Annotated in this window: 21 protein-coding genes; 20 read left to right on the top strand and 1 reads right to left on the bottom strand. The window is 68.8% G+C overall.

Going from position 1 to position 23,427, the window contains the following annotated elements; translation table 11 throughout:
• The first annotated feature begins 16 nt into the window (after nucleotides 1-16).
• Genes fabD through HEQ22_RS10485 form a run of 3 tightly spaced genes read left to right on the top strand, consistent with a single transcriptional unit; the run spans nucleotide 17 to nucleotide 2,305 of the window.
• On the top strand, nucleotides 17-967 hold the full coding sequence (gene fabD, locus HEQ22_RS10495; protein WP_432767848.1) for an ACP S-malonyltransferase: 951 nt from the start codon (nucleotides 17-19) through the stop codon (nucleotides 965-967).
• Nucleotides 968-990: 23 nt separating this feature from the next.
• Entirely contained in the window at nucleotides 991-1,731 is a 741-nt protein-coding gene (gene fabG, locus HEQ22_RS10490; RefSeq protein WP_432767847.1) for a 3-oxoacyl-[acyl-carrier-protein] reductase, read from the top strand.
• A 34-nt stretch (nucleotides 1,732-1,765) separates the two neighbouring features.
• Nucleotides 1,766-2,305: a hypothetical protein gene (locus HEQ22_RS10485; RefSeq protein ID WP_432767846.1), complete on the top strand. Its 540-nt coding sequence runs from the start codon at nucleotides 1,766-1,768 to the stop codon at nucleotides 2,303-2,305.
• A gap of 41 nt (nucleotides 2,306-2,346) precedes the next feature.
• On the opposite strand, the gene HEQ22_RS10480 is transcribed toward HEQ22_RS10485, so the two are convergent.
• Nucleotides 2,347-4,488 (bottom strand): TonB-dependent receptor, encoded by a 2,142-nt coding sequence (locus tag HEQ22_RS10480; protein ID WP_432767845.1) that lies wholly within the window; start codon nucleotides 4,486-4,488, stop codon nucleotides 2,347-2,349.
• Nucleotides 4,489-4,823: 335 nt separating this feature from the next.
• Between HEQ22_RS10480 and HEQ22_RS10475 the strand changes: the two genes are divergently transcribed.
• From HEQ22_RS10475 to HEQ22_RS10395, 17 genes are all read left to right on the top strand, one after another.
• A complete protein-coding gene (locus HEQ22_RS10475) occupies nucleotides 4,824-5,804 on the top strand; it encodes a cysteine synthase A (RefSeq protein ID WP_432767844.1) in 981 nt (326 codons plus the stop codon).
• The gene (locus HEQ22_RS10470; RefSeq protein ID WP_432767843.1) at nucleotides 5,801-6,190 is read left to right on the top strand and encodes a hypothetical protein; all 390 of its coding nucleotides are present in this window, start codon (nucleotides 5,801-5,803) and stop codon (nucleotides 6,188-6,190) included. Before HEQ22_RS10475 ends, HEQ22_RS10470 begins: the two co-directional genes overlap by 4 nt.
• A 24-nt stretch (nucleotides 6,191-6,214) precedes the next feature.
• Entirely contained in the window at nucleotides 6,215-7,381 is a 1,167-nt protein-coding gene (locus HEQ22_RS10465; protein WP_432767842.1) for a Gldg family protein, read from the top strand.
• A 287-nt stretch (nucleotides 7,382-7,668) separates the two neighbouring features.
• Entirely contained in the window at nucleotides 7,669-8,169 is a 501-nt protein-coding gene (locus HEQ22_RS10460; RefSeq protein WP_432767841.1) for a division/cell wall cluster transcriptional repressor MraZ, read from the top strand.
• Complete coding sequence (rsmH, locus tag HEQ22_RS10455; RefSeq protein WP_432767840.1) at nucleotides 8,166-9,158, top strand: 16S rRNA (cytosine(1402)-N(4))-methyltransferase RsmH; 993 nt, start codon at nucleotides 8,166-8,168, stop codon at nucleotides 9,156-9,158. Before HEQ22_RS10460 ends, rsmH begins: the two co-directional genes overlap by 4 nt.
• A complete protein-coding gene (locus HEQ22_RS10450) occupies nucleotides 9,152-9,802 on the top strand; it encodes a hypothetical protein (RefSeq protein ID WP_432767839.1) in 651 nt (216 codons plus the stop codon). Before rsmH ends, HEQ22_RS10450 begins: the two co-directional genes overlap by 7 nt.
• Complete coding sequence (locus tag HEQ22_RS10445; protein ID WP_432767838.1) at nucleotides 9,799-11,493, top strand: peptidoglycan D,D-transpeptidase FtsI family protein; 1,695 nt, start codon at nucleotides 9,799-9,801, stop codon at nucleotides 11,491-11,493. The genes HEQ22_RS10450 and HEQ22_RS10445 overlap by 4 nt, the downstream gene beginning before the upstream one ends.
• A complete protein-coding gene (locus HEQ22_RS10440) occupies nucleotides 11,493-12,932 on the top strand; it encodes a UDP-N-acetylmuramoyl-L-alanyl-D-glutamate--2,6-diaminopimelate ligase (protein ID WP_432767837.1) in 1,440 nt (479 codons plus the stop codon). The genes HEQ22_RS10445 and HEQ22_RS10440 overlap by 1 nt, the downstream gene beginning before the upstream one ends.
• Nucleotides 12,929-14,305, top strand: a complete 1,377-nt coding sequence (locus tag HEQ22_RS10435; RefSeq protein WP_432767836.1) for a UDP-N-acetylmuramoyl-tripeptide--D-alanyl-D-alanine ligase — start codon at nucleotides 12,929-12,931, stop codon at nucleotides 14,303-14,305. Before HEQ22_RS10440 ends, HEQ22_RS10435 begins: the two co-directional genes overlap by 4 nt.
• Nucleotides 14,305-15,375, top strand: a complete 1,071-nt coding sequence (gene mraY / locus HEQ22_RS10430; protein ID WP_432767835.1) for a phospho-N-acetylmuramoyl-pentapeptide-transferase — start codon at nucleotides 14,305-14,307, stop codon at nucleotides 15,373-15,375. The genes HEQ22_RS10435 and mraY overlap by 1 nt, the downstream gene beginning before the upstream one ends.
• The gene (gene murD / locus HEQ22_RS10425; RefSeq protein WP_432767834.1) at nucleotides 15,372-16,676 is read left to right on the top strand and encodes a UDP-N-acetylmuramoyl-L-alanine--D-glutamate ligase; all 1,305 of its coding nucleotides are present in this window, start codon (nucleotides 15,372-15,374) and stop codon (nucleotides 16,674-16,676) included. The genes mraY and murD overlap by 4 nt, the downstream gene beginning before the upstream one ends.
• The gene (locus HEQ22_RS10420) at nucleotides 16,673-17,911 is read left to right on the top strand and encodes an FtsW/RodA/SpoVE family cell cycle protein (RefSeq protein ID WP_432767833.1); all 1,239 of its coding nucleotides are present in this window, start codon (nucleotides 16,673-16,675) and stop codon (nucleotides 17,909-17,911) included. The genes murD and HEQ22_RS10420 overlap by 4 nt, the downstream gene beginning before the upstream one ends.
• Before the next feature lie 24 nt (nucleotides 17,912-17,935).
• Nucleotides 17,936-19,123, top strand: coding sequence for an undecaprenyldiphospho-muramoylpentapeptide beta-N-acetylglucosaminyltransferase (gene murG / locus HEQ22_RS10415; RefSeq protein ID WP_432767832.1), 1,188 nt, complete (start codon nucleotides 17,936-17,938; stop codon nucleotides 19,121-19,123).
• Nucleotides 19,120-20,553, top strand: coding sequence for a UDP-N-acetylmuramate--L-alanine ligase (gene murC, locus HEQ22_RS10410; protein WP_432767831.1), 1,434 nt, complete (start codon nucleotides 19,120-19,122; stop codon nucleotides 20,551-20,553). The genes murG and murC overlap by 4 nt, the downstream gene beginning before the upstream one ends.
• Before the next feature lie 115 nt (nucleotides 20,554-20,668).
• Entirely contained in the window at nucleotides 20,669-21,568 is a 900-nt protein-coding gene (gene murB / locus HEQ22_RS10405; protein ID WP_432767830.1) for a UDP-N-acetylmuramate dehydrogenase, read from the top strand.
• Nucleotides 21,565-22,488: a D-alanine--D-alanine ligase gene (locus HEQ22_RS10400; RefSeq protein ID WP_432767829.1), complete on the top strand. Its 924-nt coding sequence runs from the start codon at nucleotides 21,565-21,567 to the stop codon at nucleotides 22,486-22,488. The genes murB and HEQ22_RS10400 overlap by 4 nt, the downstream gene beginning before the upstream one ends.
• Complete coding sequence (locus tag HEQ22_RS10395; protein ID WP_432767828.1) at nucleotides 22,485-23,426, top strand: cell division protein FtsQ/DivIB; 942 nt, start codon at nucleotides 22,485-22,487, stop codon at nucleotides 23,424-23,426. The genes HEQ22_RS10400 and HEQ22_RS10395 overlap by 4 nt, the downstream gene beginning before the upstream one ends.
• Nucleotide 23,427: the final 1 nt, after the last annotated feature.

The raw sequence follows: 23,427 nt of genomic DNA, 5'->3' as shown, positions 1-23,427 counted from the left end.
ACGAGTAGGAAGTCTTATGCGCGCATTCATCTTTCCGGGTCAGGGCAGCCAGGCGGTCGGCATGGGCAAGGCGCTGGCCGACGCTTCGCCGACGGCGCGCGAAGTGTTTCAGGAGGTCGACGACGCGCTGGGGCAAAAGCTGTTCCGGCTGATGACCGAAGGCCCCGAGGACCAGCTGGTCCTCACCGAAAATGCCCAGCCCGCGATCATGGCGAACGCGATCGCGACGCTGCGCGTGCTCGAAAAGGAAGGCGGCGTGACGCTGGCCGCCAAGGCCGATTATGTCGCGGGCCACAGCCTCGGCGAATATAGCGCGCTCTGCGCGGCGGGTGCTTTCGACCTCGCGACCACCGCGCGCCTCCTCAAGACGCGCGGGCAGGCGATGCAGGCGGCGGTGCCCGTCGGTATCGGGGCGATGGCCGCTTTGCTCGGTGCCGACATCGACACCGCGCAAAAGCTCGCCGATGCCGCTGCCGAAGGCGAAATCTGCACCGTCGCCAACGACAACGACCCGTCGCAGGTCGTGATCTCGGGCCACAAGGGCGCGGTCGAACGCGCCGTCGCGCTGGTGAAGGACGCTGGACAATCTTGGGGCATCAAGCGCGGCGTCCTGCTGCCGGTGTCGGCGCCCTTCCACTGCCCGCTGATGCAACCCGCCGCCGACGCGATGGCCGAAGCGCTCGCCGCCAACCCGCCGCGCGCGCCTCTCGTCCCCGTCGTCGCCAACGTCACCGCCAGCCCGGCCAGCGACGCCGACACGATCCGCGACCTGCTCGTCCAACAAGTCACCGGCCGCGTCCGCTGGCGCGAAAGCGTCGCCGCGATGGAGGACATCGGCGTCACCCACTTCGCCGAATTCGGCGGCAAGGTGTTGTCGCCGATGGTCAAACGCAGCGCCAGCGGCGAGGTCGAGACCGTCAGCGTGATCTCGATGGACGACATCGAAGCTTTGCTGAAAACGCTCTGATCCAAAGATTCAGGAGACATAATATGTTCGATCTCACCGGCATGACCGCTCTCGTCACCGGCGCTTCGGGGGGCATCGGCTCGGCCATCGCGCAGGCGCTCGCCGCGCAGGGCGCGCGGCTCGCGGTGTCGGGTTCCAACGCCGACAAGCTCAATGCCTTTCGCGACACGCTCGGCGGCGATCATGTCGCTTTGCCGTGCAACCTCGGCGATGCCGCCGCGGTCGATGCGCTGGTGCCGTCGGCCGTCGAGGCGCTCGGCAAGCTCGATATCCTCGTCAACAATGCCGGGGTGACGCGCGACAACCTCATCATGCGGATGAAGGACGAGGAGTGGATGGACGTCATCCGCATCAACCTCGAGGCCAATTTCCGCCTCGCGCGCGCCGCGGCGAAGCCGATGATGAAGGCGCGCTTCGGCCGCATCATCTCGATCACCAGCGTCGTCGGCGCCACCGGCAATCCGGGGCAGGCCAATTATGCCGCGTCGAAGGCGGGGGTCACCGGTATGACCAAGGCGCTGGCGCAGGAACTCGCCAGCCGCGGGGTGACTGCGAACTGCGTCGCGCCGGGCTTTATCGCGACCGCGATGACCGACGATTTGCCCGACACGCAGAAGGAGGCGCTGAACCAGCGCATCCCGGCCGGCCGGATGGGGGAGGGGAGCGACATCGCCGCCGCGGTCGTCTATCTGGCGTCGAAGGAAGCCGGCTATGTCACCGGTCAGACCTTGCATGTAAATGGCGGCATGGCCATGCTGTCCTGACGGGGTAAGCGTCGAGGCTCGAAGGGAAATAGCGATGATGAAGACTTTGATCGCGGGCGCCGCGCTGGCGCTGGCGACCGTGCCGGCGACCGGCCTGGCGCAGGAAGGCGCGAAGTTCGATTGCGTCAATTCCGGCGCCGATGCCGGACTGAAGGCCTCGCTTGGCGCCGCGATGACCGGCGCCGGCGACGACGCCAACCGCGATACGCTGTTCAAGCAGCTCGCGGCGATCACCGACGGCTGCGTCGCCAAGCACGCGATCACCGACGAGCAGAAGGGTCCCTATTTCGACTACAGCCTCGCGCGCATCTCGCGCGAATGGCTGGTCGGCGACCTCGCCAAGCTGAATCTGGCGACCGGCGTCGTCGACAAGGCGCTCGCCTTCGGGCCGGGGCTGGCGAACCCCGATTTGTCCAAAGAGATTTCGAACGACCATATCATGGCGATCGTCCAGGCCTATATCGACAGCGGCGTCGATATCGAAAAGGTCGATGCCGCGGTGTGGGAAAAGGTCGGCGCCTATGCTGCCGCGACCTCGATCTACTGGAACAAGAAGCAATCGCTGCCGTTCTGATAAAGCGGCGTCGCCCCCGCGAAGGCGGGGGCGACGTACTCTTAAAAACTAGCCCTCGCCGTAATCCGGAAATCGCGGCCGGCGAGCGGCACATAATCCTTGGTAAAGCTGGCGTGGCGCCGCGCTTCGACGTCGAAGATATTGTTCGCCGCCAGCGACAGCGACAAATTCTTCGTGTCGGGCAGCGGGCGCCAGGTCACCGAGGCGTTGACGAGCGTGAAGCCCTTGGTCGGGGTTTCGAACGCCGCGACGCGGGTCTGGTCGTCGGTCCATTCGACCTCGGCGCGCGCGTCGATCCGTTCGCCCTGCGCCTCGAGTCCGCCCAGCACGCGCAGCGCCGGGATGCGCGGGACGTTGCGGTCGGCGCCGCCGCCCTTGATCGTCGCGCGCGTCATGTCGGCAACGACATCGCCGATGATGTTGAATCCGGCGATCTGCGCCAGTCGCGCGCTCGCCTCGGCCTCGAAACCCCAGACGCGGGCGTCGCGCTGGAAATATTGGAACACCGGCAATTCATCCTGTTCGGCGCCGGTCGCGGCCGAATAGATGAAATCGTCGAACCAGTTCGAATAGCCCGTGAGCGCGAGGTTGAAGCCGTCGGTACGGACCTTGAACGACGCTTCGGCGCCCCAGCTCGCCTCGCGCTTCAGGTTCGGATTGCCGACCTCGAAGCTTTGCGTCGCGATGTGCGGGCCGTTCGAGAATAATTCTTCGGCCGAGGGCGCACGCACCGCGCGCGCCACCGATACGCCGAACTTCGCGCCCTCGAACAGGTCATAGGTCGCGCCGAGCGCGCCGGAGAAGCTGTTGAAGTTGCGTTCGATGCCGAGCGCCGGCGCACGCACGTCGGTGGTCTCGAAGCGCGCCGCTGCTTCCAGCCCGAGCGGTCCGGCCTCGAACTCCTGCAGGGTGAAGACAGCAAACTGGTCGGTCAGGTTGCGCGGCACGAACGCTTCGGCGCCGACCGCGTCGAAGTCGCGGTGGCTGTATTGCACCCCGCTGGCGCCGCGCCAGCCGCCGCGGTCGTTCTGCGCCAGCTCGAGGCGGCCTTCGACGCCCTGGTTGGTGAATATGGTGCCGACCTCGTCGCCCTCGAATTCCGTGTGTTGGTAATCGGCGAAGCCGGCGCGGACGCGCAGCTTGTCGAAAAAGCCGTCGCCCAGCTCGACCTCGCCGCGCACGTCGGCGCGCCATTGCTGCAGGCCGATGGTGACAGGGCCTTCCTCGCCATGCTCTTCCTCGGCGCCCTCGTCCTCACCCTCTTCGTGGTGATGCTCGGTGCCGGGGCGGCTGGGGACGCCGTAATTGCTGTCGTAATAGCTCACCGAAATGCCCAGCTGGCCGCCGTCATTGATCAACGACAGACCGGCGCCCGCGGTCCAGGTCTCGCTCGCGGTGTTTTCGACCTTGCCGCGCGATCCGGCCTGCGCGGTCAGTTCGGCCGCTTCGTCGGCATGGCCTTCCTCGGCCTCTTCGGCGGCGAGGTCGAGCAGTTCGCCGCGCAGCGACGGCGCATAGACGAAACCGCCGCTCCGCACGTCGCCGGTCTTGCGCCAGCTGCCGTCGACATGCGCCACGATCTGCGGGCTCAGCGCGACGTCGATCGACGCGCCGGCGTTGCCATCGTCGGCGGCGGTCGCATAGCCGCCGATCGCGTCGATATGGACATGGTCGGCCGGCACCTTGCGCGGGATGCGGCGGTCGAACATGTTGACTGCGCCGCCGATCGCCTGGCTGCCGAACAGCAGCACCGCGGGGCCGCGCAGGATTTCGATGCGCTCGACGGTCAGCGGGTCGATGGTGACCGCATGATCGGCCGAGGTGTTCGACACGTCGATCGACCCGATGCCGTCGGTCAGCACGCGGACGCGCTCGCCCGAAAAGCCGCGCAGCACCGGGCGCGACGCTCCGGGGGCAAAGCTGGTCGCCGACACGCCCGGCTGGCGGGTTAGCGTGTCGCCGATCTGGCCGCGAATGTCGCGCGCCAGCTCGTCGCCCTCGAGCACCGAGACATTGCCGAGGATGTCGAGGCTGCGGACATAGGGCGCGGTGACGATGATCGGGTCGCCGGTGTGGACATCGTCGTCGCTGCCCGCGCTGCTGCGGTCCTGCGCGACAGCGGGGGCGGCGAGGACGACGAAGGCAATGGCAAGGCTGGAAGCGGCGGTACGAAGCGAGCGCATGGGGAGGTTTTTCCTGTTGTTATCGGCGACTGTCCGGGCGGCAGTAATGATATACTGTTACAATGGCAAGGGCGCGTTCGTGCGGTTCGTCGGGGGCGGGGCGCGGTTGGTCGATGGGGAGGGGGACGGCGTGCCGGGGAGGCGGAAGGCCAACTTATAAATCCCGTTCGTGTCGAGCGAAGTCGAGACACGCGAAGGCACGCGCTCGCTCTAGGTGTCTCGACTTCGCTCGACACGAACGGAAAAGGAGAAAGGTCATCCCAACAAGCCCGATCATCCCCCTCCCAACACAAGCTGTCTTGCGACGCGCAGGCCGCCGCCCTAGATCAGGCGCCATGACGATTGCTGCAAACAGCCTCGACCTGATCGGCAACACCCCGCTGGTGCTGCTCAAGGGGCCGAGCGAAGCCACCGGCTGCGAAATCTGGGGCAAGTGCGAATATGCCAACCCCGGCGGATCGGTGAAGGACCGCGCCGCGCTCTATATCGTCCGCGATGCCGAGGCGAACGGCAGCCTGCAACCCGGCGGCACGATCGTCGAGGGGACCGCGGGCAACACCGGCATCGGCCTGGCGCTCGTCGCAAACGCGCTGGGGTATAAGACGATCATCGTCATGCCCGACAACCAGAGCGCCGAAAAAATGGCGACGATTCGCGCGCTCGGCGCCGAACTGGTGCTCGTGCCGCCGGCGCCCTTCGCCAACCCCGGCCACTTCGTCCACACCTCGCGCCGCATCGCCGAGGAAACCGGCAACGCGATCTGGGCCAACCAGTTCGACAATATCGCCAACCGCAAGGCGCATGTGATGGGCACCGCCGAGGAAATCTGGGATCAGATGGACGGGCGCATCGACGGCTTTACCTGCGCCGCGGGCACCGGCGGCACGATCGCCGGGACCGGGCTCGGTTTGAAGGCGAAGGACGCGAACGTCACCATCGCGCTCACCGACCCGCACGGCGCCGGCCTCTACAATTATTACCGCTGTGGTGAGCTCAAGCCCGAAGGGTCGAGCGTTGCCGAGGGGATCGGCCAGAACCGCATCACCGCCAACCTCGACGGCGCGCCGATCGACACCCAGTTCCGCATTTCGGACGCCGAAGGGCTCGCCGTGGTGCGCAGCCTGCTCGACGACGAAGGACTGTGCCTCGGCCTGTCGTCGGGGATCAACGTCGCCGGGGCGATGGCGCTCGCGCGCGAGCTCGGCCCCGGCAAGCGCATCGCAACCATCCTGTGCGACAGCGGGTTTCGCTATCTCTCGACGCTCTACAATCCCGAATGGCTGGCCGCGAAGGGGCTGGCGGAGGCAAAGCCATGACGCAGCCCACCGATATGCGCGCTCCCGGCGTCCAGGTCGCGCCCGCGCCGACCAACGACACGATGCGGCGGTTGCAGATCGGCATCGGCGGGGTGCTGACCGTATTGCTGCTCGTCGGCATGGCGGGGCTGATCGGCGACCGCGCGCGCGAAAATGTCGAAAAGGACGCCGCGACCGCGACCGAGGTGAAAATGCCGGGGGACGAGGCGGCGAGCGTCGGCGCGCCGCTCGAGGAACTCGGCGTGCAGCCGGTGTCGAAGGACGAAAATGCCGCTACCGCGGCAAAGGTGCCGCAGGCCGCGCCGGCCCCGGGGGGCGCCGCGGCGACGGTTCCCGACCTCCAGCCCGACCCCGAGCTCGAACGCGCCCGCCAGTCGGCCCCGTGATTCCGGCCCTGTGATTCCGGCGCCGTGACCCCGCCGACGCGCCGGTCGCTGCTCGGCGCGCTGGCGACGGCGACGCTGGTGCTGCTGCTCGCGTGGGCGGCGGGCGGGCAGGCGTTGCTCGGCCGGATCGATCCGGCGCTCGCGGTGCCGCTGCTCGCGCTGCCGATGCTGCTCCTCGCCGGGTGGCAACGCGCCGCACCGGCGCCGGTGCGCAGGCAAGCGTTGCTCCTCGCGCTCGCCGCCATCCTGTTGACGCAAGTCGCGCTCGCGCTGGCGCTCGCCGGATCGGCGGGCTGGGCGCAGATCGCGCTCACCGGCGCCGCGGGCGCCGCCGCCGGCTGGCTCGCCGACCGCATCGTGCAGGCGCAGCGTTTTTCACGCGGCGTGCGGCTGCTGGTCGCCGCCGCCATGCTGGTCGGCTGGTTCGCGGCCGGGCACGGGCTGCTTGCCGCGCTCTATCGCCCCGTCGCGGCGTCCGCTGCCGCGCCTGCCGTGACGATGCTCACCGGCCTACCGCTGCGCTGGGCCGACGGCGGCGACATCGCCGGCATGATCGCCCGCGGTGCGAGCGACGATCCGGCACTCGCCCGGCTCGCGGCGGCGGGGCCGGTGCGGCTGGTCGACAGCCTCGTCGACAATGTCCCGCCGCGCGGCGGCACGCTGCTCCTCGCCCACCCGCGCGCGCTGGCGCCGCAGGAACTCGTCGCGATCGACGCCTTCGTGCGCGGCGGCGGCCGCGCGGTGGTGCTCGCCGACGCGCTGTCGGGCTGGCCGGCGCGCCATCCGCTCGGCGATCCGCGCAACCCGCCGGTCACCAGCCTGCTCACCCCGCTGCTCGATCATTGGGGGATCACCCTCGGCGCCGCACGCGAAGGCGAGGGGCAAGCCGCCGCCGATGTCGAGGGCGCCCGGCTGCACCTGTTCAGCGCCGGGCGGTTCACCGCGCTGCCGCCGACGTGCCGCGCCTTTGCCGACCGCCGCGTCGCGCACTGCCGCATCGGCGCGGGCGAGGCGTGGCTCGTCGGTGACGCCGACCTGCTGTTCGCGCCGCTGTGGCGCCCGCTCGCCGGCGATACGCCGCATCTGCGCCGCGCCGATACGATGGAGTGGCTCGCCGCGCATCTCTGGGATGGCGCCGACGACCGCGCCGCATGGCTCCGGCCGCTGTGGATTCGCCCCCGTGCCGGCTGATCGCGCCCCGATGCCCCGCGCGCCAGCGTATGTTCTTATTATGTTCAAGCCATTTCTTGCCCCTGTTCGACCGTGCCCACCCTCATTTCGTCGCCGATGCCCCTATTTTGCGATGAATTGGGGGCAATCGCCCTAACTCGCCCCAAAATACCCCTTTCCACCCTGATCTATAGTTGATAGTCAGGAATCGGAGAGGGGCATTCTCCACCTGAGTCCGACGGACCGGAATCGCGCGATTCCCGGCTCGGGGAAGTTTTGCCCGGTGGCGCGATACGGGGGGCGAAGCGATGGCGATTGTAACGCCCGGCCAGTATGCTGGCACCAATTTCGCCCCGATCGACGGCAAGGGACGCATCGCCGTCCCCTCGCAGTTCCGCAACAATGTGCCCCTCACTGCGGACGGCCAGCGCGTGCTCTGGGTCGGTTTCCACGAAAAGCTGCCCTGCCTCGTCGCGTACGGCCAGGACCAGTACGACCGGCTGAACGGCGAGATCGAACGCGACCGCGACACCGCACGGCTGCGCAACCTCGATTTCGACGAGGATGCCGAGTTCAAGAAGCGCTTCAGCTACACCGAACCCTATACGCTCGACGACAGCGGGCGCTTCCTGCCCAGCTTCGTCCACCGCGACCGCGTCGGCGATGCCGGCGCCACGGCGTTCGTGGGCTCGGGCCGCCGCCTCGAAATCTGGTGGCTGCCGACGCTCGCCGAATGCGCCGACGCCGACCCGGTGCTCCAGCGCCTTGCCGCGTCTTGGGACGCAACCAAAGGGAAGGGGCGCAAATGAGCGACCTGCCGCCCCCGCTGGCCCGCGACACCCGCCACGACCCCGTCCTGCGCGACGAAGTCATCGCCGCGCTCGCCATCGCCCCGGGCGAGCGCCACGTCGACGCGACCTTCGGCGCCGGCGGCTACACCCGCGCGATGCTCGCCGCGGGTGCCGATGTCATCGCCTGCGACCGCGATCCCGATGCGATCGCCGACGGCCAGGCGCTGATCGCGGCGGCCGACGGCCGCCTCACGCTGATCCACGGCCGCTTCGGCGAGATCGACCGGCTGCTCGCCGAGCGTGGCATCGACGCGATCGACGGCATCACCTTCGACATCGGCGTCTCGTCGATGCAGCTCGACCAGGGCGAGCGCGGCTTTTCGTTCCAGAAGGACGGCCCGCTCGACATGCGCATGGCGCAGGCGGGCGAAAGCGCCGCCGAATGGCTGAACCGCGCCGACGAGACCGAAATCGCCGACGTCCTCTTTCATTACGGCGACGAGCGTCAGTCGCGCCGCGTCGCCCGCGCGATCGTCGCCGCGCGGCCGCTCAGCCGCACCGCCGAACTGGCGACGGTGATCCGCAAGGCGCTGCGCCACCCGCCCGGCGCGCCCAAGGATCCGTCGACCAAAAGCTTTCAGGCGATCCGCATCCACATCAACGCCGAACTCGACGAACTCGTCCGCGGCCTCGCCGCCGCCGAACGCCTGCTGCGCCCCGGCGGCCGGCTCGCAGTGGTCAGCTTTCACAGCACCGAGGATCGCATCGTCAAGAATTTCCTGCGCGAACGGAGCGGAGGCGATGCCGCCGGTTCGCGCCACCGGCCCGCGCCGACCCCTTCGGCGCGGGCCGCAACCTTCGAAACCCCGGCGCGCAAGGTGCGCCCGGGCAAGGCCGAAGAGGCGCGCAACCCGCGCGCCCGTTCGGCGACGCTGCGCAGCGCGGTGCGCACCGCAGCACCGGCGTGGCCCGGCGACACCATGATGAAGGAGGCGATTCCATGCTGATGGCGGCGCGCAAACTCCAGGGGATCGGGCTGGTCCTGCTCGTCCTCGCCTTCGCGATGATGCTGTATCCGGTGTCGCTGAAGGTCGCCGCGACGCGCAGCGAACTGACGCGCATCGAAGCGCAGATCGAGCGTGCGCAGGGCAATATCCGCTATCTGGAATCCGAACTCGCGGTGCGCGCCTCGATGCGCCAGCTCGAACAGTGGAATGCCGAAACCTTCGGCTATTCGGCGCCGTCGGCGGGGCAGTATCTCGCCAACGAGCGCGAACTGGCGGCGTTCGACCGCCTGCCGCGCGCCCGCGGCGCCAACGACGTCGCGCCGGTGCTGATGGCGATGGTCAGTCCGGTCGGCGCACCGGTGCCCGCCCCGACCGCCGCAGCGCCGACCGCCGCAGCGCCGGTTCCCGCAGCGACCGCCACGGCCGCAAAGGCCAAGCCCGCCGCCAAGCCCGCGGCGCGCCAGCCGATCGTCCTCGCCCAGGCCGACACCGGCGTGCGCAGCGACGCCGCGCCGCGCCTCGCGCCGACCCGCCGGCGCGAACAGCTCAAGATGATCGAGGACACGCTGCTCGCCGAATCGACCCTCGCCGACCTCAAGCGCGCCGCGGCGCGCGAAGCCGGGGAGGGCCGGCCCACGCCATGAACACGCTGGTCGTCCGTCCGGCCCGGGTGCGAACCGCAGGGGTGCGGCAGCAGATCCTGCTGACCGCGCAGCAGCGGCTGATGATCCTGATGCTGCTGTTCATGGCGGCGTTCCTGCTCATCGCGATGCGCCTGCTGTTCTTTGCGATGTTCGACACCGCCTCGGCGCAGCGCTCGGGCGCCGCGGCGTTCCTGCCGGCGCGCGCCGACATCGTCGATCGCAACGGGGTGCCGCTGGCGCGCACCATCGACGGCTATTCGATCCGTGTCGTCCCGTCGAAACTGCTCAACAACCGCGCCTATCTCGCCGACGAGCTGCACAAGATTTTCCCCGATATGACCCGCGCCGATCTGCTCGCGAAGGTCAGCGGCAGCCACGCGACCTATATCCGCCGCCGCGCGCTGCCCGATCAGGTGGCGGCGGTGAACGCGATCGGCGACGTCGGCTTCGATTTTCCGCGCGAAAAGGAACGCCTCTACCCGCAGACGACACTCGCGGCGCATGCACTCGGCTTCCTCAATGCAGAGGGTGAGGGCGTCACCGGGGTCGAGGGCGCGTTCGACGCGCGGCTGACCGATGCCGCGACGCGCGGCCAGCCGCTCGCCATGTCGATCGACGCGCGCGTCCAGGGCGTGCTCGAGAGCGAGCTCGCCAATGCGGTGGTCAATTTGGAGGCGATCGGCGGCGCGGGGGTCATCCTCGACGTCCACACCGGCGAGGTGATGGCGATGACCTCGCTGCCGACCTTCAACCCCAACAAGCTGACCGGCAGCGATCCGACGACGCGGCGCAATTCGGTGACCTATAATCTCTACGAGCTCGGATCGACCTTTAAACCGCTGTCGATTGCGGCGGCGATCGACAATGGTGTCGTCACCAGCATGGCGCGCCGCTACGACGCGACCGAGCCGCTCGCCATCGCGGGGTTCCGCATCCGCGACAGCCATCCCTCGCGCCGCTGGCTCAACGTGCCCGAAACGCTGATCCACAGCTCGAACATCGTCACCGCGCGCATCGGCGACGAGCTCGGGCGCGAAAAGATGGAGCATCTGTTCCGCGAACTGCATTTCGACCAGCGTTCGGACATCGAGATCAAGGAACGCGCGCATCCGCTGTGGCCCAAGGATTGGGGGCGGCTGACGACGATGACGACCAGCTTCGGTCACGGCATCGCGGTCACCCCGCTGCACCTCGCCAACGCCTATGCCGCACTCGTCAACGGCGGCATCTATCGCCCCGCGACGATGCTCAAGCTCGGCGACCAGGCGCCGCCGAAGGGGCGCCGCGTGTTCAAGGCGTCGACCAGCGCGCGGATGCGCCAGCTGCTCCGCCTGATCGTCTCCGACGGCACCGGCAAACAGGCCGATGCCCCCGGCTTTCGCGTCGGCGGCAAGACCGGCAGCGCGGAAAAGCCGGGCGCGGGCGGCTATCGCCGCCACTCGCTGGTGTCGACCTTTGCCGCCGCCTTTCCGATGGACAATCCGCGCTACGCCATCCTGGTGATGATCGACGAGCCGAAGGGCAATGCCTTCAGCTCGGGCCAGCGCACCGCCGGCTGGACCGCGGCGCCGGTGGTCAAAAAGGTCGTGATGCGCGCCGGCCCGATGCTCGGCGTCTTCCCCGACGAACGCCGCGACGTCGACGTGTCCGAACTGACCCCGCTGCTGTGGAGAAACGGGGAAACCGAATAATGCGTCTGGCCGCGCTGCTCGACAATCCGGCGCCGGCGGGTTCCGATCCGGTGGTGACCGGGCTCGCGATCGACCATCGCAAGGTCGCGCCGGGGACGATCTTCGGCGCCTTCGTCGGCGAAAAATTCAACGGTGAGGATTTTATCGCCGCCGCCGTCGCGGCGGGGGCGGTCGCCGTCGTCGCGCGGCCCGAAGCGACGGTCGAAGGCGCGCTGCACATCGCCGATACCAACCCGCGCCGCGCCTTCGCGCATCTCGCCGCGCGCTTCTTTCACCGCTTTCCGGCGACCTGCGTTGCGGTGACCGGCACCAACGGCAAGACCTCGACCGTCGAAATGACGCGCCAGCTGTGGCGCATGGCGGGGTTCCACGCCGCGTCGATCGGCACCCTCGGCATCACGACGTCGAACGACAGCGCCTCGACCGGACTGACCACCCCCGACATCGTCACCTTCCTGTCGAACATGTCGGGGCTCGCCGCCGAGGGCGTCACCCACGCGGCGTTCGAGGCGTCGAGCCACGGCCTCGACCAGTATCGCACCGAAGGCCTGCCGGTGCAGGCCGCCGCCTTCACCAATCTCAGCCACGATCATCTCGACTATCATGGCGACATGGACGCCTATCTCGCGGCGAAAATGCGGCTGTTCCGCGAGGTCGTCCAGCCGGGCGGCACCGCGGTGATCTGGAACGACGACATGTGGTCGCCGGCGGCCGAATATGAAGCGCAACAGCGCGGCCTGAAGATCCTGACCGTCGGCGAGCATGGCGACGATCTGCGGCTGGTGTCGCGCGAGCCGACCCAGCTCGGCCAATCGCTGACGATCGCCGCGGGGCCGCTGGTGCAGAAAGTGACGCTGCCGCTGATCGGCGCCTATCAGGTCGCCAATGCGCTCGTCGCCGCCGGGCTCGTCATCGCCACCGGCGGCGATGTGGCGCAGACGCTCGCCAACCTCGCGCGGCTCCAGCCGGTGCGCGGGCGGCTCGAACGCGCCGCGATCACCCGCGCCGGGGCGCCGGTGTACGTCGATTATGCCCACACCCCCGACGCGATCGAAGCCGCGCTCGATGCGCTGCGCCCGCACGCGAGCGGGCGGCTGATCCTGGTCTTCGGCGCCGGCGGCGACCGCGACACCGACAAGCGCCCCGAAATGGGCCGCGTCGCCGCCGCCAAGGCCGATGTTCTCATCGTCACCGACGACAATCCGCGCGGCGAGGATCCCGCCGCGATCCGCGCCGCAATCGTGGCGGGCGCGCCGGGGGCAGAGGTGATCGGCGACCGCCGCGAAGCAATCGCCGCCGCGATCGCCGCGGCGCGCGCCTACGATATCGTCTGCATCGCCGGCAAGGGGCACGAACAGGGCCAGATCGTCGGCGCCGGCGCCGACCTGCGCGTCATCCCTTTCGACGACGTCGCCGTGGCGCGCGAGGCGGCGGCATGAACCCGCTGTGGACCGCCCGCGCCATCGCCGCCGCCACCGGCGGACAGGCGAGCGCCGATTTTACCGTGACCGGCGTCGCCTTCGATTCGCGCGAAGTGGCGAAGGGCGACCTGTTCGTCGCGATGAAGGGCGAGTTTGCCGACGGCCACCAGTTCATCGACCGGGCGATTGCGGCGGGCGCCGCCGGCATCGTCTGCGAAGCGAACATCGACCATCCGCACGTCCGTGTGGCCGACAGCGCCGCCGCGTTGAACGCGCTCGGCATCGCATCGCGTGCGCGCAGCCATGGCCGCATCATCGGGGTCACCGGTTCGGCGGGCAAGACGGGGACGAAAGAGGCGCTGTTCGCCGCGCTCGACCGCTTCCGTCCGGGTCGGGCGCATCGCTCGGTCAAAAGCTACAACAATCATGTCGGCGTGCCGCTCAGCCTTGCGCGCATGCCGTCGACCGCCGATTATGGCGTGTTCGAAATGGGGATGAACCACAGCGGCGAACTCGCCGAGCTGACGCGCATGGTTCGCCCGCACGTCGCCATCGTCACCACCATCGCCCCGGCGCACATGGAATTCTTCGCCAGCGAAGACGCGATTGCCGACGCGAAGGGCGAGATTTTCGAAGGGCTCGAACCCGGCGGCACCGCGATCGTCCCCTTCGACAGCCCGCATTACGAACGGCTGCGCGCCAAGGCCGAACGCCACGCCGCGCATGTTGTCAGCTTTGGCCTCGGCGGCGGCGCCGATGTGCGTGCGGTCGACTGGCTGCCCGATGGCAAGGGCGGTTCGCTCGTCACCGCGCAGGTGCAGGACGCCTTGCTCTGTTTCACCATCGCCCAGGCCGGGGCGCATTGGGTGTCGAACGCCCTCGCGGTGCTCGCTGCGGTGAAGGCGGTCGGCGGCGACCTGCCCGCCGCGGGGCTGGCCTTTGCCGAGATGGCGGGCCTCGCCGGGCGCGGCGCGCGCCACCGGCTCGACCTCGCGGGCGGGCAGATCCTGCTGATCGATGAAAGCTATAACGCCAACCCCGCCTCGATGGCGGCGACGATCGGCCAGCTCGGCAGCGAATCGGGCGAGCGCCGGATCGCGATCCTGGGCGCGATGAAGGAACTTGGACCCGATGGTGCGGCGTATCACGCCGGCCTGGCCGCTCCGCTCGTCGCAGCCGGGGTGCAATTCGCCCTGCTCGTCGGCGACGAGATGGCGCCGCTGGCAAAGGCGCTTGAGGGTCGGATCGATTTCGCGCATGTCGCCGACCAATCGGCCGCCAGGGCACGGCTCGGCGGCCTGATCCGCCCCGGCGACGTGGTGCTGGTCAAGGGATCGAACAGCGTCGGCCTGTCGCACGTCGTGGCGGCGCTGACGAACGGGGATATTTGATGTTATATTGGCTGGCGGAATGGCTGGGCTTTCCGGGGGCGCTCAACCTCATCCGTTACCTCAGCTTCCGCTCGGGCGCCGCGGTCGCGACCGCGATGATCCTCGGGCTGTGGATCGGGCCGCGCTTCATCCTGATGCTGCGCATGCGCCAGGGCAAGGGTCAGCCGATCCGCGACGACGGCCCGCAAAGCCATTTCGCCAAAAAGGGCACGCCGACGATGGGCGGGCTGATGATCCTCATTTCGCTGATGATCTCGGCGCTGTTGTGGATGGACCTGTCGAACCGCTTCGTCTGGGCGTGCCTGTTCGTGACCGGCGGGTTCGCCGCGGTCGGCTTCCTCGACGATCTCGACAAGGTGACCAAGGCCAGCCACCGCGGCGTTTCGGCGCGCGTCCGGCTGCTGATCGAGTTCCTGATCGCCGGGGTCGCGGTGCTGCTGATCGTCTCGCGCACCGGCACCGACCTTTACCTGCCCTTCTCCAGCGGCATCGTCGTCCCGCTCGGACCCTTTTATTATGTCTTCGCGATGGTGCTGATCGTCGGCTTCGGCAATGCGGTGAACCTGACCGACGGGCTCGACGGGCTCGCGACCTTCCCGGTGATCATCGCCAGCCTGACCTTCCTCGTCATCGTCTATCTTTCGGGCAATGTGAAATTCGCCGAATATCTCGGTATCCCGCACGTCCCCGGCGCCGGCGAGCTGGCGATCTTTGCCGCCGCGATCATCGGCGCGTGCCTGGCCTTCCTGTGGTTCAACGCGCCCCCCGCGGCGGTGTTCATGGGCGACACCGGCAGCCTCGCGCTCGGCGGCGCGCTCGCGACGATCGCGGTCACCGCGCAGCACGAACTGGTGCTCGTCATCGTCGGCGGGCTGTTCGTGGTGGAGGCGCTGTCGGTGATCATCCAGGTCTTCTGGTACAAGCGCACCGGCAAGCGCGTCTTTCGCATGGCGCCGATCCACCATCATTTCGAACAGCTCGGCTGGCCCGAATCGACCGTCGTCATCCGCTTCTGGATCGTCTCGATCGTCCTCGCGCTCGCCGGGCTCGCGACCTTGAAACTCCGGTGATCACCAGCCGCGCCTTTGCCGGTCGCCGCTATGCGGTGCTGGGACTGGCGCGCTCGGGGCTCGCGGCGGTCGAGGCGCTCGTCGCCAGCGGCGCCGGCGTCACCGCATGGGACGACCGCGAGGACGCACGCGACGCGGCGATGGCGCTCGGCGCCGACATCGGCGACCCGCTGACCATCGACCTCATCGGATTCGCCGGGGTCGTCGTCTCGCCCGGCGTGCCGCTCAACCGCCACCCGATTGCCGCCCACGCGCGCGAGGCGCATGTCCCCGTCATCGGCGACGTCGAACTGTTTGCAGAGGCACGCGCCGACCTGCCGCCACACAAAATGGTCGGCATCACCGGCACCAACGGCAAGTCGACGGTCACCGCGCTCGTCACCCACATGCTCGGCGCCGCGGGGGTTCCCGCCTTGATGGGCGGCAACATCGGCCTGCCGATCCTGTCGCGCGATCCGCTGGCAGATGGCGGCGTCTACGTCCTCGAACTGTCGAGCTACCAGCTCGATCTCTCGCACAGCCTTGCGTGCGATGTCGCGGTGCTCACCAACATCACCCCCGACCATCTCGACCGCTACGACGGGTTCGCCGGCTACACCGCGTCGAAGGCACGGCTCTTTTCGCTCCAGCACCGCGATCAGGTGGCGATCGTCGCGGTCGACGACGATCCGTCGAAGATGATCGCCAGCCGGATCAACCACCGCCTCCACCGCGTCTCGGCGAAGGATATCGACCCCGCCGACCAGGCGCGCTGGCCGGCGCTGCAAGGTCCGCACAACGCCCAGAACGCCGTGTGCGCGATCGCGGTTTGCCGGGTGCTGGGGCTCGACGACGCCCAGATCGAACGCGGCCTCGCGACCTACAACGCGCTGCCGCATCGCATGGAACTGGTCGGCGAAGCCGCTGGCGCCCGCTGGTACAACGACAGCAAGGCGACCAACGCGGCTTCCGCTGCACCGGCGCTGGCGGCCTTTCCGCCGGCGCCGGACCAGCGTCTGCACTGGATCGCCGGCGGCCAGGCCAAGGGCGACGGGCTCGCCGCGTGCCGCCCGTGGTTCGGCCATATCAAGGCCGCCTATCTGATCGGCGAGGCGATGGAGCCCTTCGCGGCGGAGATCGGCGATGCGCTGCCGGTCGATCGCGCTGGCGACCTCGCCACCGCGGTCGCGCACGCCGCCGCCGCCGCGGCGCCGGGCGACATCGTGCTGCTGTCGCCGGCGTGCGCGTCGTTCGATCAGTTTCGCGACTATGAAGAGCGCGGCGACCGGTTTCGCGACATGGTGAAGGCATTGGGGGCATGAGCGGGGGAATGGACAATATGGACGCGACGTCGGAACGCCCGGTCATCGCCGCGACGCGCACGGTAAAGCGCCGCGGCCCGCGCCTCAGCCGCGCCGACCGCACCCCGCTCGGCCTGTGGTTCTGGGAAATCGACCGCGTGCTGCTGCTGCTCGTGTCGATGCTGGTCGCGGTCGGGCTGGTCGCGGTCGCCGCCGCTTCGCCCGTTGCGGCGCAGAAACTGTCGACCTCGACCGCCAGCCTCGACCCGCTCTATTATTTCTATCGCCAGCTGATGTGGGTGTTCGTCGGGGTGCCGGTGATGCTCGCGATTTCGATGCTGCCCAAGCCGCAGGCGCGGCGCTTCGCGGTCTATGGCACCATCCTCTTCCTTGCGCTGCTGTTCCTGGTGCCGCTCGTCGGCGCCTCGGTGAACGGCGCGCAGCGCTGGCTCGGCAGCGGCATTTTCCGCCTCCAGCCGTCCGAATTCCTCAAACCCGTGTTCGCGGTGTCGCTCGCGTGGATCCTCTCGCTGCGGCTCCACGACCCCAGCCTGCCCGTCGTCCCGCTCAGCTTCGTGCTCACCGGGGTGATCGGGGTGCTGCTGATGGGCCAGCCCGACCTTGGACAGACGATCATCTTCCTCGGCACCTGGCTGGTGCTGGTCACCGTCGCCGGGCTGTCGATGCGGATCATCGGCATCCTCGCCGGGCTGGGTTTTGCCGGCCTCGTCGTCGCCTATTTCACCTATTCGGTCGCGACGCTGCGCATCAACACCTGGCTGTTCGGCGAAGGCGACAGCTTCCAGCAGGACAAGGCGCACGCGACGCTGACCGCCGGCGGCCTGATCGGCGCCGGCCCGGGCGCCGGGCTAGCCAAGTTCCAGCTCCCCGAAGCGCACACCGACTATATCTTCTCGGTCATCGGCGAAGAGTTCGGGATCATCGCCTGCGTCGCGATCGCCGTCCTCTATCTGGCGATCATCGTCCGCGTCCTCGTCCGCCTGCTCGATGAAGAGGACAGCTTCCTCATCCTCGCGGTCGCCGGGCTGATCGCGCAGTTCGGCGGCCAGGCGACGATCAACATGGCGGTGAACACCCAGCTGTTCCCGTCGAAGGGGATGACCCTGCCGTTCATCAGCTATGGCGGCTCGTCGTTCATCGCGCTGTCGGTCGGCATGGGTTTGCTCTTGTCGCTGACCCGGCGAAACCCCTATGCCGCGCGCGTGTCGATGACCCGCAACTGGAACAAGAAATGACCGCCCGCCGATGAGACTTCAGGCATGACCGCGACCCGCCACTATCTGCTCGCCGCCGGCGGCACCGGCGGCCATATGCTGCCCGCCTATGCGCTGGCGGCCGAACTGATCGCGCGCGGGCACCGCGTCGCGCTGGTTAGCGACGATCGCGGCCTGAAGATTCCCGGCGCCCCGGCCGAGCTGGAAACCCATGTCCTGCCCGCCGGGCGCGTCGCGGGCGGCCCGGTCGGCTGGGTGAAGGCGGCGCTCGCGATCCGCAAGGGGCGGCGCCTGGCGATCGACCTGATCGGCGAATTCGACCCCGCCGTCGTTGTCGGCTTCGGCGGCTATCCTTCGCTCCCCAGCCTGCTCGGGGCGCGCGCCACGCGGCGGCCCAGCGTCGTCCACGAACAAAATGCCGTGCTCGGCCGCACCAACCGGCTGATGGCGCCGCGCGTCGATGCCGTCGCCGTCGCCTATCGCAATATCCAGCGCTATCCGGCCGGCCACGAGCTCAAGAAGCATCTCACCGGCAACCCGGTCCGAGACGACATCGTCGCGATCCGAGAAGACGGTTTCCCGCCCTTGTCGACCGACGGCATCTTCCGCCTGCTCGTCGTCGGCGGCAGCCTCGGCGCCACGGTGCTCAGCGAGGTCGTCCCCGCGGCGATCGCGATGCTGCCGCGCGCGCTGCTCGACCGGTTGCAGGTCGTCCAGCAATGCCGCGAGGCCGATCTGGAGATGGTGCGCGGCAAATATGCCGAACTCGGCGTCGCCGCCGAATGCGCGCCCTATGTCGCCGATTTTCCCGAACGGCTGCGCTGGGCGCATATGGTCATCGCGCGCGCCGGCGCCTCGACAGTCGCCGAACTCGCCTGCGCCGGGCGTCCCGCGATCTTCGTGCCCTATCCGCACGCGATGGACGATCACCAGACCTATAATGTCGTCGATCTGGTCGACGCGGGCGGGGCGATTTCCTTCGCGCAGCCCGCCTTCACCCCCGCCGAGGTCGCCAAGCATATCCAGCGCATGGCGCTCGAACCCGGCGCGCTCGAAAACGCCGCGGCGCGCGCCGCGAGTTGCGGTCTGCCCGACGCGACGCGCGACCTCGCCGATCTTGTCGAATCGCTCGCCGCGCCGCCGATGATGGACGTCATCCGCGTCGGAGCGGCGCCCGGCCAACGGGCCGCGGCCGCCGGCATGGCGTCGGCGCGCCAGGGGGATCGCCGATGAAAGGCGTCGCCACCGACATCGGCACCATCCACTTCATCGGCATCGGCGGCATCGGCATGTCGGGGATCGCCGAGGTGATGCACAACCTCGGCTATCAGGTGCAGGGCAGCGACATCGCCGACGGCTATGTCATCGAAGGTTTGCGGGGGCGCGGGATCAAGGTCGCGATCGGCCACGACGCAGCCAACGTCGACGGCGCTGCGGTCGTGGTGACGTCGACCGCGGTCAAGCGCGGCAACCCGGAGGTCGAGGCGGCGCTCGCGCAGCGCATCCCGCTCGTCCGCCGCGCCGAAATGCTCGCCGAACTGATGCGGCTCAAATCGACCGTCGCCGTTGCGGGCACCCACGGCAAGACGACGACGACCAGCCTCGTCGCGGCGCTGCTCGACGCCGGCGGCATCGACCCGACCGTGATCAACGGCGGCATCATCAACAATTACGGCTCGAACGCGCGCCTCGGCGCCAGCGACTGGATGGTGGTCGAGGCCGACGAGAGCGACGGCAGCTTCCTGCGCCTCGACGGGACGATCGCGATCGTCACCAACATCGACCCCGAACATCTCGACCATTATGGCAGCTTCGACGCGATCAAGGACGCCTTCGTTGAGTTCATCGAAAATGTGCCCTTCTATGGCGCCGCGATGCTCTGCCTCGACCATCCCGAGGTGCAGGCGATCATCCCGCGCATCCGCGACCGCCGCATCGTCACCTATGGTTTTTCTGCTCAAGCGGACGTGCGCGGCACCAACGTGACGCCTGGCCCCGACGGTAACCGTTTCGACGTCGTCGTGCGCGACCGCGACGGGGGCAGCCGGACGATCGAGGGCATCCATCTGCCGATGTCGGGGCGCCACAATGTCCAGAACGCGCTCGCCGCGATCGCCGTCGCACTCCACATGGGGGTCACCGACGACAAGATCGTGTCGGGGTTCCACGGCTTCGCCGGGGTCAAGCGCCGCTTCACCAAGGTCGGCGAAATTGCGGCGGGTGAGGGGGTGGTGACCGTCATCGACGACTACGCCCACCACCCCGTCGAAATCCGCGCCGTACTTTCCGCCGCGCGCGAAGGCGTCGGCGCCGGGCGCGTGGTCGCGGTGGTCCAGCCGCACCGCTTTACGCGGCTGCGCGATCATATGGACGATTTTCAGCAGGCGTTTAACGACGCCGACATGGTGCTCGCGCTCCCCGTCTACGCCGCTGGCGAGGCGCCGATCGACGGCGTGTCGTCGGACGCCCTCGTCGCCGGCCTGCGCGGCCGCGGCCATCGCCAGGCTGACGTCGTCGCCGACGCCACCGCGCTCGCCGCCACCCTCGCCGCAAGCATCGCGGCGGGCGACCTTGGCGCCGGCGACATGGTTATCTGCCTCGGCGCGGGCGACATCACCAAGATCGCGGCGGGTCTGGCGGCTGCGGTGGGGGGCGCGGCGTGAAAAACTTCTCCGTTCCCATCCCACCTCCGTTTGTGTCGAGCGAAGTCGAGACACGCCAGCGCAGCGCCGGGCGTCCCTCGACTTCGCTCGGGACGAACGGGGAAGGGGTGCGGTTGTGAGTGACCTCGCCACCCTCCCGTCCGTCCGCGGCAAACTCACCCCGCACGCTCCGCTCGCCCCGCTCGTCTGGTTCAAGGCGGGCGGCCCCGCCGACTGGCTGTTCGAACCGAAGGACGCCGAAGACCTCGCCGATTTCCTCCGCGACCTCGACCCCGCGGTCCCGGTGATGGCGCTCGGCCTCGGCTCGAACCTGATCGTCCGCGACGGCGGCTTCCCCGGCGTCGTCGTCCGGCTCGGCAAGGCGTTCGCGGGGGTCGAGGCGATCGACGCGACGACGCTGCGCTGCGGTGGCGGCGCGTCGGGCATCCTCGTGTCCTCGACCGCCCGCGACGCAGGCATCGCGGGCCTTGAGTTCCTGCGCTCGATCCCCGGCACCGTCGGCGGTTTCGTATGCATGAACGGCGGCGCCTACGGCAGCGAGGTCAAGGACATATTGGTCGAAGCCGACATCGTTTCGCGCGCCGGCGAACGCCGCACCCTCGCGCTTGCCGACCTCGGCTACACCTATCGCCACAGCGAATTGCCCTACGGCGCGGTCGTCGTCGCCGCCACCTTCCGCGGCCGCCCCGGCAAAGCGCGCGCGATCCAGGCCGAAATGGACCGCATTTCGGCAAGCCGCGAAGCCTCGCAGCCGCTGCGCTCGAAAACCGGCGGCTCGACCTTCAAGAACCCCGACGGCCACAAGGCGTGGCAGCTCGTCGATGACGCTGGCTGCCGCGGCTTCGCGGTCGGCGGCGCGCAGGTCAGCGAAAAGCACACCAATTTCCTGATCAACACCGGCGACGCCACCAGCGCCGACATCGAAGCGCTCGGCGAAGAAGTCCGCCGCCGCGTGAAGGCGAAGAGCGGCGTGGAGCTGCAATGGGAGATTCAACGCGTGGGAGTGGCGAAGTGAGCCGGGGTGCCTGGCATGTCGCCGTCCTGATGGGCGGCTGGTCCGCCGAGCGCGAGGTGTCGCTGATGAGCGGCAACGGCGTCGCCGACGCGCTCGAATCGCGCGGCCACCGCGTCACGCGCATCGATATGGACCGCGACGTCGCGCTGCGGCTCGCCGAGGCCAAGCCCGACATCGTGTTCAACGCCCTCCACGGCGTCCCGGGCGAGGATGGCACGGTGCAGGGCATGCTCGACCTGATGGGGCTCAAATATACCCACAGCGGGCTCGTCACCTCGGTGATCGCGATCGACAAGGAACTGACCAAGCAGGCGCTCGTCCCGCACGGCATCCCGATGCCCGTCGGCACGATGGTCGACAGCGAAAGCCTGTTCACCGTCGACCCGCTGCCGCGCCCCTATGTGCTGAAACCCGTCAACGAAGGCTCGTCGGTCGGGGTCGCGATCGTCCGCGATGACAGCAATTACGGCAATCCGATCGCCCGCGACGCCGTCGGTCCGTGGCAGGAGTTCGACCGCCTGCTCGCCGAACCGTTCATCAAGGGACGCGAGCTGACCGTCGCGGTGCTCGGCGACACCGCGCTCGCCGTCACCGAACTGCGCGTCAAATCGGGCTTCTACGATTATGACGCCAAATATACCGACGGCCTCACCGAACATTTCTGCCCCGCCGACGTCCCCGAAGATGTCGCGCAGCGGATGAAGGATCTGGCGCTGCAATCGCACCGCCTGCTCGGCTGCAAGGGCGCCTCGCGCTCGGACTTTCGCTGGGACGACGAACATGGCCTCGCGGGCATTTTCCTGCTCGAGGTCAATACGCAACCGGGGATGACCCCGCTCAGCCTCGTGCCCGAACAGGCGCGCGCGTGCGGGATGGACTATGCCGAACTGGTCGAACGCATCGTGGGGGAAGCGATATGAGCAGCACCAAGATCAAGCGCGCCAAGGCGCCGCCGCGCCGCCCGGCGCGCGCCCCGAAAAAGCGGCGCAAGGTCCAGACCTCGCGCCTCAACGCGCTCATCAACGCGCTGCCGGTCAGCCCGGCGCGGCTGCAGAAGATCGCCAACTGGACGATCGCGATCGGCCTGTTCGCGGTTGCGGGTCTCGCGGCGCACGCCACCGGGGTCACCGCCAAGATCCACGAGGAATATGCCCAGGCGGTCGGCCGCGCCGGATTTCAGGTGAAGAAGGTCGAAGTCGTCGGCGCCGACCGCATCGACCGGCTGAAGGTCTACGACATCGCGCTCGCGCAAAAGGACCGCTCGATGGCCGCGGTCGACCTTGAGGGGGTGCGCGGCGACCTGATGAAATATGGCTGGATCAAGGATGCACGCGTGTCGCGGCGGCTGCCCGAAACGCTCGTTGTCGACATCGTCGAACGCACCCCGGCGGCGATCTGGCAGCACGGCGGGCGCCTGTCGCTGATCGATGCCAAGGGGGTCGTCCTCGAACCTGTCACCGTCACGACGATGCCCGACCTGCCGCTGGTCATCGGCCCGCGCGCCAACCAGCGCTCGCAGGATCTCGACCGCCTGCTCGCCGAGGCAAGCAGCCTCAAGGAACTGCTCGCGGGCGCTACCTGGGTCGGTAACCGCCGCTGGGATCTGCGCTTCCGCAGCGGCGAGACGCTGTCGCTGCCCGAGGGGGAGGCCGCGGCCAAGGCGGCGCTCGGCAAGTTCGCGCATATGGACGGCGCCAACCGCCTGCTCGGCCGCGGCATTTTGCGTTTCGACATGCGCGATCCCGACCGTTTCGTGCTACGCCTGCCGCACGAAGGACAGGTGGCGCCGGCGAAGCTCGACGACGCGCGCGCCGCCGCCGACGCGGTTGCCGACGCCCAGTCGGCGGAGAAGGGATAGG

The organism is Sphingopyxis sp. (assembly GCF_050916055.1).
Lineage (GTDB): Bacteria > Pseudomonadota > Alphaproteobacteria > Sphingomonadales > Sphingomonadaceae > Sphingopyxis.
The sequence above is the reverse complement of the archived record's forward strand: the minus strand, read 5'-3'. Positions and strand labels throughout refer to the sequence as shown.

Excerpts from the sequence above, each read along its gene's own strand:
- HEQ22_RS10470 (WP_432767843.1), top strand. The coding sequence starts at position 5,801 with ATGACGCAGCCCACCGATATGCGCGCTCCCGGCGTCCAGGTCGCGCCC.
- fabD (WP_432767848.1), top strand. The coding sequence starts at position 17 with ATGCGCGCATTCATCTTTCCGGGTCAGGGCAGCCAGGCGGTCGGCATG.
- murC (WP_432767831.1), top strand. The coding sequence starts at position 19,120 with ATGAAAGGCGTCGCCACCGACATCGGCACCATCCACTTCATCGGCATC.
- HEQ22_RS10440 (WP_432767837.1), top strand. The coding sequence starts at position 11,493 with ATGCGTCTGGCCGCGCTGCTCGACAATCCGGCGCCGGCGGGTTCCGAT.
- HEQ22_RS10445 (WP_432767838.1), top strand. The coding sequence starts at position 9,799 with ATGAACACGCTGGTCGTCCGTCCGGCCCGGGTGCGAACCGCAGGGGTG.
- murG (WP_432767832.1), top strand. The coding sequence starts at position 17,936 with ATGACCGCGACCCGCCACTATCTGCTCGCCGCCGGCGGCACCGGCGGC.
- HEQ22_RS10475 (WP_432767844.1), top strand. The coding sequence starts at position 4,824 with ATGACGATTGCTGCAAACAGCCTCGACCTGATCGGCAACACCCCGCTG.
- HEQ22_RS10395 (WP_432767828.1), top strand. The coding sequence starts at position 22,485 with ATGAGCAGCACCAAGATCAAGCGCGCCAAGGCGCCGCCGCGCCGCCCG.
- fabG (WP_432767847.1), top strand. The coding sequence starts at position 991 with ATGTTCGATCTCACCGGCATGACCGCTCTCGTCACCGGCGCTTCGGGG.
- rsmH (WP_432767840.1), top strand. The coding sequence starts at position 8,166 with ATGAGCGACCTGCCGCCCCCGCTGGCCCGCGACACCCGCCACGACCCC.
- HEQ22_RS10480 (WP_432767845.1), bottom strand. The coding sequence starts at position 4,488 with ATGCGCTCGCTTCGTACCGCCGCTTCCAGCCTTGCCATTGCCTTCGTC.
- HEQ22_RS10450 (WP_432767839.1), top strand. The coding sequence starts at position 9,152 with ATGCTGATGGCGGCGCGCAAACTCCAGGGGATCGGGCTGGTCCTGCTC.
- mraY (WP_432767835.1), top strand. The coding sequence starts at position 14,305 with ATGTTATATTGGCTGGCGGAATGGCTGGGCTTTCCGGGGGCGCTCAAC.
- HEQ22_RS10420 (WP_432767833.1), top strand. The coding sequence starts at position 16,673 with ATGAGCGGGGGAATGGACAATATGGACGCGACGTCGGAACGCCCGGTC.
- HEQ22_RS10485 (WP_432767846.1), top strand. The coding sequence starts at position 1,766 with ATGATGAAGACTTTGATCGCGGGCGCCGCGCTGGCGCTGGCGACCGTG.
- HEQ22_RS10460 (WP_432767841.1), top strand. The coding sequence starts at position 7,669 with ATGGCGATTGTAACGCCCGGCCAGTATGCTGGCACCAATTTCGCCCCG.
- HEQ22_RS10435 (WP_432767836.1), top strand. The coding sequence starts at position 12,929 with ATGAACCCGCTGTGGACCGCCCGCGCCATCGCCGCCGCCACCGGCGGA.